Source organism: Pseudonocardia sp. P1 (assembly GCF_000178675.2).
In the GTDB taxonomy this organism is placed as follows: domain Bacteria; phylum Actinomycetota; class Actinomycetes; order Mycobacteriales; family Pseudonocardiaceae; genus Pseudonocardia.
On the sequence record NZ_ADUJ02000001.1, the window covers coordinates 3,260,191 to 3,275,867 of the forward strand.

General features: G+C 76.2%; 13 protein-coding genes. 11 read left to right on the forward strand and 2 right to left on the reverse strand.

Going from position 1 to position 15,677, the window contains the following annotated elements; all coding sequences use genetic code 11:
* Positions 1 to 119: 119 nt before the first annotated feature.
* Positions 120 to 872 (forward strand): hypothetical protein, encoded by a 753-nt coding sequence (locus tag PP1_RS14790; RefSeq protein WP_060574210.1) that lies wholly within the window; start codon positions 120 to 122, stop codon positions 870 to 872.
* Between the two features lie 438 nt (positions 873 to 1,310).
* On the opposite strand, the gene PP1_RS14795 is transcribed toward PP1_RS14790, so the two are convergent.
* Entirely contained in the window at positions 1,311 to 2,201 is an 891-nt protein-coding gene (locus tag PP1_RS14795) for an HAD family hydrolase (protein ID WP_010242355.1), read from the reverse strand.
* A 556-nt stretch (positions 2,202 to 2,757) separates the two neighbouring features.
* Here PP1_RS14795 and ssd point away from each other — a divergent pair.
* The 6 genes from ssd to PP1_RS14825 all read left to right on the forward strand — a co-directional run bounded on the left by ssd (position 2,758) and on the right by PP1_RS14825 (position 7,923).
* A complete protein-coding gene (ssd, locus tag PP1_RS14800; protein WP_060574212.1) occupies positions 2,758 to 3,849 on the forward strand; it encodes a septum site-determining protein Ssd in 1,092 nt (363 codons plus the stop codon).
* Entirely contained in the window at positions 3,846 to 5,003 is a 1,158-nt protein-coding gene (locus PP1_RS14805; protein WP_075313925.1) for a TadA family conjugal transfer-associated ATPase, read from the forward strand. Before ssd ends, PP1_RS14805 begins: the two co-directional genes overlap by 4 nt.
* Positions 4,997 to 5,842, forward strand: coding sequence for a type II secretion system F family protein (locus tag PP1_RS14810; protein WP_083696994.1), 846 nt, complete (start codon positions 4,997 to 4,999; stop codon positions 5,840 to 5,842). Before PP1_RS14805 ends, PP1_RS14810 begins: the two co-directional genes overlap by 7 nt.
* A complete protein-coding gene (locus PP1_RS14815) occupies positions 5,839 to 6,549 on the forward strand; it encodes a type II secretion system F family protein (RefSeq protein ID WP_075313924.1) in 711 nt (236 codons plus the stop codon). The genes PP1_RS14810 and PP1_RS14815 overlap by 4 nt, the downstream gene beginning before the upstream one ends.
* A gap of 56 nt (positions 6,550 to 6,605) precedes the next feature.
* Complete coding sequence (locus PP1_RS14820) at positions 6,606 to 6,800, forward strand: DUF4244 domain-containing protein (protein ID WP_010240906.1); 195 nt, start codon at positions 6,606 to 6,608, stop codon at positions 6,798 to 6,800.
* Between the two features lie 82 nt (positions 6,801 to 6,882).
* On the forward strand, positions 6,883 to 7,923 hold the full coding sequence (locus PP1_RS14825; RefSeq protein ID WP_075313923.1) for an Rv3654c family TadE-like protein: 1,041 nt from the start codon (positions 6,883 to 6,885) through the stop codon (positions 7,921 to 7,923).
* 343 nt (positions 7,924 to 8,266) lie between these two features.
* On the opposite strand, the gene PP1_RS14830 is transcribed toward PP1_RS14825, so the two are convergent.
* A complete protein-coding gene (locus PP1_RS14830; protein WP_010240908.1) occupies positions 8,267 to 10,744 on the reverse strand; it encodes a DEAD/DEAH box helicase in 2,478 nt (825 codons plus the stop codon).
* A gap of 359 nt (positions 10,745 to 11,103) precedes the next feature.
* Between PP1_RS14830 and PP1_RS14835 the strand changes: the two genes are divergently transcribed.
* The 4 genes from PP1_RS14835 to PP1_RS14850 all read left to right on the forward strand — a co-directional run bounded on the left by PP1_RS14835 (position 11,104) and on the right by PP1_RS14850 (position 15,497).
* Positions 11,104 to 13,404, forward strand: coding sequence for a sodium-translocating pyrophosphatase (locus PP1_RS14835; protein WP_010240910.1), 2,301 nt, complete (start codon positions 11,104 to 11,106; stop codon positions 13,402 to 13,404).
* A gap of 140 nt (positions 13,405 to 13,544) precedes the next feature.
* Positions 13,545 to 14,147 carry a hypothetical protein gene (locus tag PP1_RS14840; RefSeq protein WP_010240913.1) on the forward strand — a complete coding sequence of 201 codons (603 nt, stop codon included), beginning with the start codon at positions 13,545 to 13,547 and terminating at the stop codon, positions 14,145 to 14,147.
* A gap of 81 nt (positions 14,148 to 14,228) precedes the next feature.
* A complete protein-coding gene (locus PP1_RS14845; RefSeq protein ID WP_010240915.1) occupies positions 14,229 to 14,831 on the forward strand; it encodes a hypothetical protein in 603 nt (200 codons plus the stop codon).
* A gap of 75 nt (positions 14,832 to 14,906) precedes the next feature.
* Positions 14,907 to 15,497 (forward strand): hypothetical protein, encoded by a 591-nt coding sequence (locus PP1_RS14850; protein ID WP_170918923.1) that lies wholly within the window; start codon positions 14,907 to 14,909, stop codon positions 15,495 to 15,497.
* The last annotated feature ends 180 nt before the right edge of the window (positions 15,498 to 15,677 follow it).

Here is a 15,677-nt window from a genome sequence, read left to right on the forward strand (position 1 = left end):
GCCGACGAGCGGTCGATCTGCGGGTGACGAACGGTTCACCCGTCCGGTTCCACCCCTGCCCGGAGGACGGGGACCGGGTCGCTACCCGACGGTAGGCCACCGGTTGGGACGATGACGGCATGGCCCGCACCTCCACCGACGATCCGCTCGCCCCGCTCGCGGCGCTGCCCGGCGTGCCCGAGGCGGTCGCCCGGGCCCGGGACGCGACGACCGAGGTGCACAACCAGCCGGTGAACCGGCGCGGCTGGCCGACGACGGCGGCCGAGGCGGCACTGCGTGCGGCCCGGTCGTCGGCGGCGCTGGACGGCGCGCCGCTGAGCCCGGCGACGGCCGACCACGTGTCCGACCCGGTGCTGGCCGGCGCGGTCCGCATCGCCGACGAGCGCGCCCGGCTCCTCGAGGTGTGGGGGCGGGCGCCGCTGCAGGCACTGGCCCGGCTGCACGTGCTCGCGGCCACCGACCTGGTGCCGGCGGCCGAGCACGAGGCGGTGCTGGGCCGCCCCCGACCGGGTGCGTCGGCGCGGCTCTCCGCGCTCGCCGACCTGATCGGCGGCGGGACGACCGCGCCGGCCCCGGTGCTGGTGGCGGTGGTCCACGGGGAGCTGCTGACCCTCCGCCCGTTCGGCACGGCCGACGGTGTCGTCGCGCGCGCGGCGGCCCGGTTGACGGCGATGTCGTCGGGGCTCGACCCGCGCGGGCTCTCGGTGCCGGAGGTCGGCTTCCTCCGCAGGCCGTCCGAGTACCGGGCTGCGGCCGAGGCGTTCGCCACCGGCACACCCGACGGGCTCGCCCGCTGGATCGCCCACACCTGCGACGAGTGGGAGGCCGGGGGCCGCGAGGGCCTGTCGATCGCGGCGGCGCAGTCCGGCTGAGTCGGGCCGGACCGCCGGACCGCAGCCACCGCGAACGAGAGCCGGGCGGCGCCCCTGTCGTGGAGCACCGCCCGGCCCGACGCGAGATCCGGCTCCCTGGCGTGCACTACGTGTCGTGGTTGGTGGCCTCGGCGCCCGGCGTCCCGGAACGCAGGCCCACGACGACATGCCTCCCGCGGCGTGCTCGGCGTGGGAGTGCTCGGGTCTCGCGTACGGAGCCCGGCCCGGGGAGACGGGCTCTTCTCCTCCGAACCGCCCCTGGCCTGACCGGGGTCCGTGACGTCGTTCCTAGTCCCGCGGGTGTGAGGCGGGCAACCCTCGCGAAGGGGTGCACCGGTTCAGCAGCGGTGGGTGATCGGGAGCGGCGGCCGTCCGTGCCGGTCCGACGCCCGGACGGCGGTCGCGCCGGCTCCTCTCCGATGATCCGGGTCCGCGCGGTCAGCGGGTCCGGCGCCACGCGACGACCCCGGCGGCGACCGCCGCGACCACCCCGCCGGCGGCGAGTACCACCGGTGTGGCCGCCGTCCTCGTGCGGGCGTCGACACCGATGCGGTCGGACACGGCGTCACGCAGCCGGAACAACCGGTCCCGCCGTGACGCCGCCCGGACGAACGCGAGCACCGGCCAGCCGCGCTCCCGGGCGATCGCGCGCAGCTCCCGGTCCGGGTTCACGACGTACGGGTGCCCGACCACCTCGAGCAGCGGCAGGTCGGTGACGGAGTCGGTGTAGGCCGCGCACCGGGCGAGGTCGAGGCCGGACTCCGCGGCGATCTCCCGCGCCGCGCGGGCCTTGCCCTCGCCGTAGCAGTAGAACTCGAGCTCACCGGCGTACCGGCCGTCCTCGACCCGCATGGTGCTGGCGCGGAACCGCTCGATCCCGATCAGCCCGGCGATCGGCTCGACGACCTCGAGACCGGACGCCGACAGCAGCACGATCTCCGCGCCCTGCTCGCGGTAGCGCTCGATCATCCGGACGGCCTCCGGGTACACGAGCGGGCCGACGACCTCCTGGAGGGTCGCGGCGACGATCTCACGGACCCGGCTGACCTCCCAGCCGGTGCTGACGAGGGTCATCCGGCGGCGCAGGGTGTCCATCGTGGCGGCGTCCGCGCCGGAGAGCACCAGCAGGAGCTGCGCCCACGCGCCGCGGGCCACGGTGGCCCGGTCGACGAGCCCGTGCCGCGCGAACGTCCGGGCGAACGCCAGGGCGCTCGAACCCGCGATGAGGGTGTTGTCGAGATCGAGGAAGACGGCCTGGGGCGGCTCGGCGGCCGGGGCGCCGCTCGCCTGCTCCGCGGGCGGACCGGCCGGTGTGGGGAAGGCGGACACCGGTCCAGCGTGCCGGATCGGGCAGGCCGCCCCGCGGCCGGTCGGCCGACGTCCGAGCAGGCCCGCGGCCGACTGCGGGGAGTGACCGGCCGTACGCGACCGGTCGCCCGGACGCGCTCACCGGTCGCCCGGCCGGTTCACCCGACCGGGACGTCCCACTGCGCGCGGGCCGGGACCGGTCGGCGCAGTCCACGGCCGAGGTATGGGCGTGACAGCGGGATTGCGGCTACAGTTGGGTGAGCTCGGACATGGTCCGAGCGGGTTCAGCTCGACCCCCCGGGGCTGAACCGACCGACGGCCCCCGCCAATCCCCCCTGGCGGGGGTCGTCCTCGGTGTGGCGGTCCGCTGTGCGACGCCGATCGACCCGGACGGGTCCCGCCCCGATCCTGCCGCACCCCACCGACGGTCGCGCCGTCCCGGCCGGCGCCCGTCCACAGGGACGCCGGTCGTCCACGAGTTGTCCACAGGTACGCGACTCGTCGGTCCCGTCGGGCCCGCCGGCCGCAGGCTCGACACCGGGCCCGCATCGGCGGGTCCAGGTGGAGGTGGGACCCGATGGACCGGCGCTGCCTGATCGTGGCCGACGATCCCGACGTACTGGATGCGCTGCTGCGGCTCGCCGCGGCCGCCGACATGGACGCGTTGCGCGCCGTCGACGCGGCCGACGCACGGCGGGCCTGGGCCCGCGCGCCGGTCGTGCTGCTGGACCGGGCCGGGGCCGCCCGCTGCCGCGACGCGGGCTTCCCGCGGCGCGACACCGTGGTCATCGCGGTGACCGGTGAACCGGCCGCCGAGGACTGGCGGACCGCGGTCGCGCTCGGCGCGGACCGGGTCGTGCAGCTGCCGCACGGCGAGGCCGGTCTGACCGGTCTGCTGGCCGACGCCCGGGAGCGCGCGGCCGCCGGAGGGCGGCCGGGGCGGGTGCTCGCGGTCGTCGGCGGCAGCGGCGGCGCGGGCGCGTCGGTGCTGGCCACGGCGGTGGCGGTCACGGCCGCCCGGACGGGGGCGGCGGCGCTGCTCGTCGACTGCGATCCGCTGGGCGGCGGGCTCGACCTGCTGGTCGGTCTCGAACAGGAAGCCGGTCTGCGCTGGCCGGAGCTCGCCGTCGGCGACGGCCGGGTACGGGCGGCGGCACTGCACGCGGCGCTCCCCCGGACGGTGTCCGGACGGTCGGATCTCTCGGTGCTGTCCTGTGCCCGGTCCCCGCACGGGCCCGGACCGGCGGCCGTCGGCGCGGTACTGGACGCCGGTCGCCGGGGTGGCGGCACCGTCGTCTGCGATCTGCCCCGCTACCCGACCGACGCCGCGCTCGCGGCCCTCGGCGCGGCCGACCTGACCGTGCTCGTCGTACCGGCGGCGCTGCGGGCCGGCGCCGCCGCGGCCCGGGTCGCCGACGTGCTCGCCGAGCACGCCCGGGTGGTGGAGGTCGTCGTCCGCGGCCCGTCGCCGGGTGGCATCACCCCGGACGAGGTGGCCACCTCGCTCGGGCTCCCGCTCCTGCACGCCATGCGTGCGGAGCGCGACCTCCCCGGAGCGCTCGAGCGCGGCCGCACACCCGGCGCCGGGCGCGGCGCGCTGGCCACCGCCGCCCGCGCCGTCCTCGAACGGCTCTCCGCAGTCGGCCACGAGAAGGCGGCGGCGTCGTGAACCCGCTGGTCGACCGGGTCCGAGCCCGGCTCGCGGACTCCGGCGGAGGCACCGGGCCCGCCGCCGTGGCCGCGGCCGTGCGTGCCGAGTCCGGCGGGGTCGTGTCCGATCTGGACGTGCTCGCCGCGCTGCGCACCCTGCGCGAGGAGTTCACCGGTGCCGGTCCGCTCGACGCGCTGCTGCGCGACCCGGCCACCACCGACGTGCTGGTGACCGCGCCGGACGCGGTGTGGGTCGATCGCGGCGACGGGCTGCGGCGCAGCACCGTCACGTTCCCCGACGAGGACGCCGTCCGCCGCCTCGCGCAGCGCCTGGCGCTCGCGGCCGGCCGCCGCCTCGACGACGCGAGCCCGTGCGTCGACGGCCGCCTCGCCGACGCCGGGGTGCGGCTGCACGCCGTCCTACCGCCGGTCGCCGCGGCCGGCACCGCGATCTCGTTGCGCGTGCTGCGGCCCGCGAGCCACGATCTCGCCGCGCTGCGACGGACCGGGACGTTCGACGGGGCCGGTGAGGCCCTGCTGCGCGCGATCGTCGCGGCCCGGCTCGCGGTGCTGGTCGCGGGCGGGACGGGCAGCGGCAAGACCACCGTGCTCAACGCGCTGCTGGGTGCCGTCGCCCCGGGCGAGCGCCTGATCACCGTGGAGGACGCCGAGGAGCTGCGCCCGCGGCACCCGCACGTCGTCCGCCTGGTGGCCCGGCCGCCGAACATCGAGGGATCCGGTGGCGTCGCGCTGCGCGAACTGGTCCGGCAGGCGTTGCGGATGCGGCCGGACCGGCTGGTCGTCGGCGAGGTCCGCGGCGCGGAGGTCGGGGACCTCCTGGCCGCGATGAACACCGGTCACGACGGCGGCGCCTGCACGGTGCACGCCAACTCCGTACGCGAGATCCCCGCCCGGATGCGCGCCCTCGCCGGGCTCGGCGGGATGTCCCCGGCCGCGCTCGACGGGCAGCTCGCCGCCGCCGTCCAGGTGGTGCTGCAGATGCGCCGCAGGCCGGGCACGGGCCGGGTGCTCGACGAGATCGGGGTGCTCCGCCGGCACGACGACGGCGTCCCGCAGGTCGACGCCGCCTGGTCCCGGGGAGCCGGCGCGGGCCCGGCGATGCCCGACCTGCACGCGCTGCTGCGCGAGCGCGGGATCGGTGTCCCGTGCTGACGTCGGTGCCGGCCGCCGCGTTCCCGTCCGCGCCGTCGGGCGCGCGGGCCGGGCTCGCTCTCCTGTTGCTCGCCGGGGCGGTGCTCGGGCTGCCGGGCTCGGCGGGGCGCCGGCGGCTGCACCGCCTGTCCGGTGCGGAACGGGCCCGGCCGCGACGACCTCCGGTCGCCGCCCTGACCTACCTGGTCGCCGCGGGTGCGGGGTTCCTGCTGCTCGGCCCCGCGGGGGCGGTGTGCGCCTGCGGGGCGGCCTGGTTCGTCCGCCGCCGGATCGCCGCGCGGCGGGATGCGGCACGGCACGCCGGAGCCGCGGCGGAGCTGGCCGACGCGCTCGCCCGCATCACCGACGAGCTGCGCACCGGCGCCCATCCCGCGGCGGCGCTGGCCGGGCAGGCGCACGACGGTCCGCTGGCCCGCGCACTGCTCGAACCCGCCGCCGCGGCGGCCCGGATCGGGGAGCCGGTACCCGCGGCACTGCGGCGCGCCGCCGGCGGGCCGGCCGGCCGCGACGTGGAGCGGATCGCCGCGGCCTGGGAGCTGGCCGACCGCCACGGAGCGCCGCTCGCCGACCTGCTGGGCGGGCTGCTCGACGACATCCGGTGGCGGATCGCGCACGGCGCCCGGGTCCGGGCACAGCTCGCCGGGCCACGCGCCACCGCGAGCGTCCTCACCGCTCTCCCTCTGGCCGGGATCGGGCTCGGTCAGCTCATGGGCATCGCACCGCTGACGGTGCTCCGTTCCGGACTGCACGGCCCGGTCCTGCTGGCCGTCGGCGTGCTGCTGACCGCCGCCGGGACGGCCTGGTCGGACCGGATCCTGCGCGCGGCGGTGCAGTCGTGAGCGCCACGGCGCTGGGACTGGTCGCCGCGGCGGTGCTGGTCTCGTCCGGCAGCCCCGCACGTGACCGTCTCCGTGCACTGCGCGGGCCCGGTCCCGACCGGCCCGCGGAACGTCCGCGCACCGCGGTTCTCGCGGTACTCGTCCCCGCCGGTGCCGCGCTGGGGTGGGCGGTGGCGGGCCCGGCCGGGGCGGTCGTCGGCGCCGTCGCCGGGGGCGGGGCGCTGCTGGTCGTCCGCCGCACGTCCGTCGGCCCGGGCGCCCGGGCCGACGAGGCCGATCTCGCTGCCGCCTGGGACCTCCTCGCCACCTGCCTCGGGGCCGGGCTGACCGTGCCGGACGCGGTCGGGGCGGCCGCCCACAGGCTCCCCGGGTCGGCGGGCGCGGCGCTCCGCCGGGTGGCGGGACTCCTCGCGCTCGGGGCCGACGCCGACGACGCCTGGTCCGCCGCGGCCGCCACTCCGGCGCTGGCCGGGTTCGCCCGGCCCGCCGGCCGGTCGGCGAGCACCGGTGCCGCACTCGGCCGGGCCGCGGCCGCGGAGGCCGGACGGCTGCGGGCCGGCCTCGCCGACCGGGCGGAGGAACGCGCCCAGCGCGCCGCCGTCCGGATCACCGCCCCGCTGGGGCTCTGCTTCCTGCCCGCCTTCCTGGTCCTCGGCATCGTGCCGGTCGTGATCGGGCTGGCCGGGGAGGCGTTCGCCCGGTGGTGACACCGGACGACGACCGGGCCCGCACGTCCGCGGGCCCCCGACGAAGGAGCACTCCGATGACCCGTTCCCTCCTGCGCACCCGTCTGGCCGCACTCGCCGTCGACGACGACGGGATGTCCACGGTGGAGTACGCGGTCGGCACCGTGGCCGCTGCCGCGTTCGCCGCCCTGCTGTACGCGATCGTCAGCGGTGGCGACGTGCTCGCCGCGCTCACCGGGATCGTGCAACGTGCGCTGTCGACGACGCTCTGACGCCCACGCCGGGCGCCGGACGGCCGCGGGCCGTCCCGCCCTGTGTACCGGTGACGACGGCGCGGTCACCGTCGAGGCGGCGATGGCACTCGGCACCCTCGTGGCGGTGACGGCGGCAGCCGTGGCCGCCGTCGCCGCCGTGGCCGCCGGGGTGCGGTGCACCGACGCCGCCCGCGAGCTCGTCCGGCAGGCCGCACGCGGCGACACCGACCGCGGGCGGGCCGCTGCGGCGGCTCTCGCACCGGGTGACGCGCAGACGGAGCTGCGGATCGAGGGCGACACGGTGATCGCGACGGTCCGGACCCGGCCGGTCGGGTTGCTGCCGCTCTCGGTGACGGGCTCCGCCGCGGCCGTCGCGGAGCCGGGGCTCACCGGTACCGGGAGTGCCGCATCGAGCGGTCCGCGTACGCCGCCGTCGGTGTCGGGGCCAGAGCCTGGGCCGGAGGACGAGACCGCCGGGGCACCCGCGGTCCCGGACCCGGCGGAAGGGGGCGGCACCCCGATGACCGCCGACAGCGGCCCTCGGACCCGATCCCGGTCCGGCGCCGCCCCACGCAGCGCCGCCCCACACAGCGCCGATCCGCTCGGCCCCGATCCACACGACGCCGATCCACACAGCGCCCATCCACTCAGCACCGCAGACCGGATCCGCCACGACGACACGGGCGTCGCCTCGGTCTGGGCCGCCACCGCCGCCGCGGTGCTGCTGCTCGTCGGGGCCGTCGGGGTCGACGTCGCCGCCGCGGTCCGGGCCCGGCACGTCGCAGCCGCCGCAGCGGACCTGTCGGCACTGGCCGCCGCCGGGCGGTCGGTGGAGGGGACCGAGATCGCGTGCCGGGTGGCCGCCGATCTCGCCGCCCGCAACGGCGCCGAGGTGGCCGCGTGCCACCTCGACGGTTGGGACGCGCTGGTGGAGGCCCGGGTCCGGTGGTCGGGGCTGCTCCCGATCGGCGGTCCGGCGACCGCACGGGCCCGGGCCGGACCGGCACCGCTCGACGACGGCTCGGATGCCGTGACACCGGCACGACGACGAGGAGGAAGTGATCATGCTCTCGGTGAGCGGTCCGCAGCACTGGGTGAACGGACGGGTAACAGCGCAGCACGCCCGCATCACGTCCGGTGAGGACGAACGCCGGGTTCCGGCGCCGTTTCGTCGTCGCGACCGGACCGATCGCCGACGCCGGAGCGCCCGGGACTGGCACCCCGCGCCGCCCTGCTGCCTACTGGAGTCAGTCGCGGAGACGGGCAGGGCCCGGTCCGTCTCCGGCACAGAGACCACGCTCCCCAGGCAGCGATGGCGTCGGAGCGCATCACGCGCCCCCGTCCGACGCCGTCGCCCGTGGTTGCCGCCGGCCTGCCCACGCCCCCGACGGGCGGGCCGGCGGTGCCTCGCCGGATCCGGCGCACGCACACCCTTCGGCGTCGTCGCGACCGGCCTGCCCGCCCGGACCCGTCGGGCAGCCGGTTCAGGCCGGCCCGCCGGCCTCTCCGAGCGCCTCCAGGACCAGGTCGAGCACCTGCACCGCACCGGTCTTGTCGAGCGGGTTGTTGCCGTTGCCGCACTTGGGCGACTGCACGCACGACGGGCAGCCGGTGCGGCACTCGCAGTCGCGTACCGCCGAGCGGGTCGCCGTGAGCCAGCGTGCCAGGACGGCGTGGCCGCGCTCGGCGAGGCCCGCGCCGCCCGGGTGCCCGTCGTGCACGAACACCGTCGGCAGCCCGGTGTCGGGGTGCAGCGCCGTGGACAGCCCGCCGATGTCCCACCGGTCGCAGATCGCGAACAGCGGGAGCAGCCCGATCGCGGCGTGCTCGGCGGCGTGCAGCGCACCGGGGAGACGCGCCTCGTCGATCCCGGCGTCGGCCAGGGCGTCCGGTTCGATCGTGTACCAGACGGAGCGGGTGTCGAGGCTCTGCGCGGGGAGGTCGAGCGGGGTCTGGTCGAGCACCGTGCCGTCCGGGGTGCGCCGGCGGTAGCCGACCACCTGGCTGGTGACCGTGGTCGCGCCGAAGCAGACGCCCACCGGGCCGTACCGGCGGGACTCGAGCACCTCGAGCACCGTCACGTCGGACACCGACTGTGCCTCGGTCCGCCAGTCCGGCTCCTCCGGGTGCACGAGCGCGACCCCGCCGTCGAGATCGAGCTCGTCGACCACGTAGCTCTCGCCGCGGTGCAGGTGGACCGCGCCAGGGTGCACGGTGCCCGGTGCGGAACCGCCGTCGACGGTGCCGAGCATGCGTCCGGTGGCCGCCTCGACGATCGCGACCTGCCCGAGGCCCGACCCGCGGATGTCGACCTGCGCCGCCGGGGCGTCCCCGGTGTCCGGCCAGAACCAGCCGTGCGGGCGCCGGCGGAGCACGCCCTCCTCGACCAGCGCGTCGAGAACCTCGACCGCGGGCGCACCACCGAAGATCCCGTCGACGTCGTCGGTGGTCAGCGGGAGCTCGGCCGCCGCGCACGCGAGCTGCGGGGCGAGGACGTACGGGTTCACCGGGTTGAGCACGCAGCTCTCCACCGGGGCGCCGATCAGGGTCTGCGGGTGGTGCACGAGATAGGTGTCGAGCGGGTCGTCCCGGGCCACCAGGACGACGAGCGCCTCGTCGGCCGCGCGGCCCGCCCGGCCCGCCTGCTGCCAGAACGACGCCCGGGTGCCCGGGAACCCGGCGACGACGACCGCGTCGAGCCCGGAGATGTCGACGCCGAGCTCCAGCGCGTTCGTCGTCGCGACGCCGAGCAGCTCACCCGTCATCAGCGCTGCCTCCAGGGCCCGGCGTTCCTCGGGCAGGTAGCCACCCCGGTAGGCCGCGACCCGGTCACCCAGCTCCGGTGCGACGTCGGCGACCTGGCGACGGGCCCCGAGCGCGGTGAGCTCCGCGGCGCGCCGGGAGCGGACGAAGGCGAGCGTCCGCGCGTCCTCCAGCACCAGGTCGGCGAGCATCCGCGCGGCCTCGCCCCCGGCGGACCGGCGGACCGGTGCCCCGTTGTCGCCGGTGATCTCGGCGAGCAGCGGCGGCTCCCAGAACGCGACGGTCCGGCCCGCGTGCGGCGACCCGTCCTCGGTGACGGCGACGACGTCGCGTCCTGTCAGGCGGGACGCGAACTCCGCGGGCCGGGCCACCGTCGCCGAGGCGAGGACGACGGTCGGGTGGGCGCCGTACCGGGCCGCGACGCGCAACAGCCGCCGCAGCAGCAACGCCACGTGCGAGCCGAACACCCCGCGGTAGGTGTGGCACTCGTCGACGACGACGAACTCCAGGCGGCGCAGGAACGTCGACCAGCGGCCGTGCCGCGGCAGCAGCGACCGGTGCACCATGTCCGGGTTCGAGAACATCCAGCGGCAGTGCCGCCGGATCCAGTCGCGCTCCTCCATCGGGGTGTCCCCGTCGAACGAGGCCGGCCGGATCCCGTCCGGGGCGATGTCGTCGAGCGCCCGCAGCTGGTCCGCGGCGAGCGCCTTGGTCGGAGCCAGGTACAGCGCGGTGGCCCGCGGGTCCTCGACGAGACGGGTCAGCACCGGCAGCTGGTAGACCAGCGACTTGCCCGAGGCCGTGCCCGTCGCGACGACGACGTCCGCCCCCGCCCGCACGAGCTCCGCCCCCTCGGCCTGATGGGCCCACGGCCGGTCGACGCCGCGCCCGGCCCACCCGGAGCGGAGCACGTCCGGCGTCCAGTCCGGCCAGCCGGTGCTGCGGCCCGGGCGCGGTGGGATCCGGACGACGTGCCGCAACGGGTCGCCGGGATCGGGCTCCGCAGGGGCGCCGGGCTCCCCGGTCGCCTCCGGACCGGCACCGACCTCCGGACCGGGCTCCGGACCCGGCTCCGCCCCGCCCGGCCCGAGCCAGGTCGTGTCGGCCCGGCCCGGATCCACGCCGGAGCCCGCGAGGACGCGGCGGAGCAGCTCGACTCCGCGCTCCGACCCGTCCAGGTACTCCTCGGGGGACCCCACGACCGGCCAGGTTGGCACAGACGTTCGAATCGCGTGCCGGCGCGTCCCGGACGCGCGCCACCACAGGTTCCCCCGGGCGGGCCTTGACCCGGAGTCCGTTGCGCCTCAACCGATCTGCGGGTTCCCGGATTGCACCGTGAACTCTGTGGCGTTGATCACTTTGCCGGGATCGTTATTCGTTGTGATCCCTGTCGCACTGAGTGGTCGGACACACTTCTACACTGCACGCGCCCGGACGGCGGAGCACCGCGGCCCGGGCCCAGTCGACGCCAGTGATGCCGTCGTCGGCAGGGGCGCCGTCGTGGCGTCCCCGCTCGTCGAGGCGGACCTGGTGGAACTTCGCTGATCCAGGAGGACGGATGTCCGGTTCCACCCTCGCCCAGGGCCTCGAGCTCGGTGCGGGAGACCTCACCGTCGTCGGTGTGGTCGCGGTGGTCGCCCTCGTCGCCCTGGCCGTCGGCGGTCTGCTGCTCAGGGAGGTGCTCGCCAACGGCGAGGGCACCCCGAAGATGCAGGAGATCGGCCGCGCGGTCCAGGAAGGCGCCACGGCGTACCTCAACCGCCAGTTCCGCACCCTCGCGGTGTTCGCCGCGGTCGTGTTCGTACTGCTCTTCGCGCTCCCCGCAGAGGACCTCGGTGAACGCATCGGCAGGTCCATCTTCTTCGTCGTCGGTGCGGTCTTCTCCGCGATCATCGGCTATCTCGGCATGTGGCTCGCCACCCGCGCGAACATCCGGGTCGCCGCGGCTGCCCGCGAGCCGGGCGGCCGGGAGAAGGCGACCCGGATCGCGTTCCGGACCGGCGGCGTCGTCGGGATGTTCACGGTCGGCCTCGGCCTGTTCGGTGCCGCGATCGTCGTGCTCGTCTACGCCGGCCAGGCTCCACGCGTCCTGGAGGGCTTCGGCTTCGGCGCGGCCCTGCTCGCGATGTTCATGCGTGTCGGCGGTGGCATCTTCACCAAGGCCGCCGACGTCGGCGCCGACCTCGTCGGCAAGGTCGAGCAGGGCATCCCGGAGGACGACCCGCGCAACGCGGCGACGATCGCGGACAACGTCGGCGACAACGTCGGCGACTGCGCCGGGATGGCCGCCGACCTCTTCGAGTCCTACGCCGTGACGCTGGTCGCCGCCCTGATCCTGGGCACCGCGGCGTTCGGCCTGCAGGGCCTGCTGTTCCCGCTGATCGTCCCGGCCATCGGTGTGATCACCGCGATCCTGGGCGTCTACCTGACGAAGGCCCGCGAGGGCGAGAACACGCTGCGCGCCATCAACCGCAGCTTCTTCCTGTCCGCGCTGTTCGCGGGCGTCCTGTCGATCATCGCCGCGTACGTCTACCTGCCGTCGAGCTTCGGCGCGCTGACGAACCCGACCGACGGCAGTGTCGCCGCACTGACCGGTGACCCGCGCCTGATCGCGTCGGCCGCGGTGATCATCGGCATCGTGCTCGCGGCCGTCATCCTCAAGCTGACCGGCTACTACACCGGCACCGAGGACCGCCCGGTCAAGGACGTCGGCGAGTCCTCCCTCACCGGCGCCGCGACGGTGATCCTCTCCGGCATCTCGATCGGCTTCGAGTCCGCGGTCTACACCGCCCTCGTCATCGGGGCCGCGGTGTACGGGGCGTTCCTGCTGTCCGGCTCGATCGTCGTCTCGCTCTTCGCGGTCGCGCTGGCCGGTACCGGCCTGCTGACCACCGTCGGCGTCATCGTCGCGATGGACACCTTCGGCCCGGTCTCGGACAACGCGCAGGGCATCGCCGAGATGTCCGGCGACGTCGAGGGCGACGGCGTCGACATCCTCACCGAGCTCGACGCCGTCGGGAACACGACCAAGGCGATCACCAAGGGCATCGCGATCGCGACGGCGGTACTCGCCGCGACCGCGCTGTTCGGCTCGTACCGCGACGCCATCAACCAGGCGCTCGACGGCGCCGGGGTCGCGCTGGCCGACGCCGGCACCGCCTTCGCCTACGAGGTGTTCAGCCCGAACACCCTGGTCGGCGTGATCATCGGCGCCGCGGTGGTGTTCATGTTCTCCGGCCTGGCGGTCAACGCCGTGACCCGTGCCGCCGGCGCGGTCGTGTTCGAGGTGCGCCGCCAGTTCAAGTCCAAGCCCGGGATCATGGACGGCACCGAGCGGCCCGAGTACGGCCGCGTCGTCGACATCTGCACCCGCGACTCGCTGCGCGAGCTGGCCACCCCCGGCCTGCTCGCGATCTTCGCCCCGATCGCGGTCGGGTTCGGCCTCGGCGTCGGCCCGCTGGCCGGCTACCTGGCCGGTGCGATCGCGGCCGGCACCCTGATGGCGATCTTCCTCGCCAACTCGGGTGGGGCATGGGACAACGCGAAGAAGCTGGTCGAGGACGGCAACCACGGCGGCAAGGGGTCCGACGCCCACGAGGCGACGATCATCGGCGACACCGTCGGTGACCCGTTCAAGGACACCGCCGGTCCGGCGATCAACCCGCTGATCAAGGTCATGAACCTGGTCTCGGTGCTGATCGCCCCGGCGATCGTGGTGCTCTCGACGCCGGACGCCAACCCGGTGATCCGGATCCTGATCGCCCTGGTCGCGGTGGCGATCATCGCGGCGGCGATCGTGGTGTCGAAGCGCCGCACGTCGGCCATCACCGACGCTCCGGCCGAGAGCTCGGTGGGCTAGACCGGAGCATCCCGCCACGCGGTGTCCGCGGACCACGACGGCCGCTCGTCCCGACCGGGGTGAGCGGCCGTCGTGCGCCGTCACCCGATTCGGCTACCCTGCCCCGGCCGGACCGCGGAGATCATCCGGTTGGAGGAGCCATGCGGACGGTCGGCACGATCGGCGCGGCGCTCGCCGTCGCCCTCCTCGCGGGGTGCGGCTCCCCCGGGCCCACCGTCCCGGAGTGGACCGACGGGATGTGCACGGCGGTCCGCTCGTTCGTCCAGACGGCCGTCGCGGCGCCGGGGTCCGGCCCGGCACCCGCCGAGCGGCTGCAGGCCGTCGGCGACTACCTGGGCCGCACGACCTCCGCGGTGGACCGCACCCTGGGTGACCTGGACCGGATCGGCCCACCGCCCGTCGACGGCGGCGACACCCTCGCCGCGGAGCTCGCCGGCGGCCTCGGTGAGATCCGCTCCGCGTTCTCCTCGGCCCGCTCCCGGGTCGGGGCGCTGGACCCGGCCGACCCGGCCGCCGTCGAGCGGGACCTGCCGGGTGCCCTGGAGCCGGTCGCCCGCCTCGGCAGCACGACCGGTCCGCTCGCCGTCGTCACCGGGGACCCGGAGCTCGGCCCGGCGTTCCGGGCGTCCGCGGCCTGCGGCGATCTGACCCGTCTGGCCGAGCAGGCTCGATCACAGTCCGCCCCGGACGGCCCTGCCGGTGTTGCCCCGAACGGTGCAGCGGGGGAGGGTGGCGGCGGCTGACCTGCGGCGGCGTCCTACCGTCGTCACCCGACCGTTACCTCCGGGCCCGCTCCCACGGCCCCCCGACCCTGGAGCCCGACGATGGCCACCCCCCGACCGGCGCGTGCCGCACGGGTCCTGCTCCCCGCCCTGCTCGCCACCCTCCTCGCCGGTGGCTGCGCCCAGACCGTCGCCGGCACGGCCGCGCCGGACCCGGCTCCGCGCCCCACCGAGGGTGTCGGCGCCGACCCGGTCGCCTGGGGCGACACCGTGTGCGGCGCGCTGCTGTCCTACTACCAGCCGCTCAGCGCCCGGCCCGACTACGGCGGCGCCGACCTGCCCGGCATCAAGACCCGGCTGTCCGAGTACCTCGGCAACGTCAAGGGCGGCATCGACAACGGCAAGAAGCAGCTCGCCGATGCCGGCGCCTCCCCGGTCAGCGGCGGCGACCAGTTCAAGACCTCGATCAGCGACCTGCTGAACCGGACCGGGACGACCGTCGACCAGGCCCGGACCGACGTCGACCAGGCCGACCCGAACGACGTGCCCGGCTTCCAGGCGCGGCTGAAGTCCGCCGAGGACAAGCTGCGCACCATCGGTGCCGCCGAGGGCCTGGACAAGCTCGGAGCCACCCCGCGCCTGGACAAGGCGGTCGCGACGGCCCCGAAGTGCGGCGAGCTGAACAAGCTGACCACCCCGGGCTGAGCACACGCGTCACCCTCCGGCGTGGCGCTGGTGACAGCGATCGAACATGCGTTCTATGATCGGCGCGTGCCGCAGATGTCGCTGTTCTCCGCGGAGGCCCGGCCGGCCGGGCTGACCGACCTGGCCGGGCTGCTCTGCGGGCCCGGGCGGATCGAGCGGTTCGGCGCCGGGGACACCGCCCGGTTCGACGTACCGCTCCCGTTCGAGGGCCGGGAGCGCGCGCTGGCCGCACTGGCCGCCGCCCGCGGCGTCACCCTGGCGCCGGGCGCGTCCGGCATGCGCAGCGCGTTCCGGCGCGATCTCGTGCCGCTCGCCCGCACCTGGTGCACCCCCGACGGCCGCAAGCAGGTTCCACCGGACTTCCAGCTCGACGGGGCCGCGCTGCGGCTCTGGGCGCTCGCCGCGGGCGTCGGTGACCTGCGCGGCGGGCACCTTCTGCTGCTCGACCCGCACGCGCCGTGGACGCACGGGCCGCTCATCGCCGCGGCGACCCGGGCCGGTCTTCCCCCGGCGCGGCTCGCGACCGGGGAACACGGGGCCCCCGGTCCGGCGTTGCGACTGCACGGCACCCGTCGCATGGCTCGCCTGGTCGAACTGGTGGGTCCGGCGCCGAGCACGCTCGGTACGTCCGAGTGGCCCCGGCACCACGGCCGACCGGCCGCCTGACCTGCCGAACTCCGGCTCCGGCTACGCTGGCGACTCGCCCGGCCACGGTGGCGCAACCCACGGCACCGGGTGGCGACGGTGTGAGATCGTGCGATCGTCGACCGGATACGGACGCGTAGAGCGACCACTCCGGCACGCTCTGCGGGTGCACCGACAGCACGGTGGAGCACGGCTACGGCG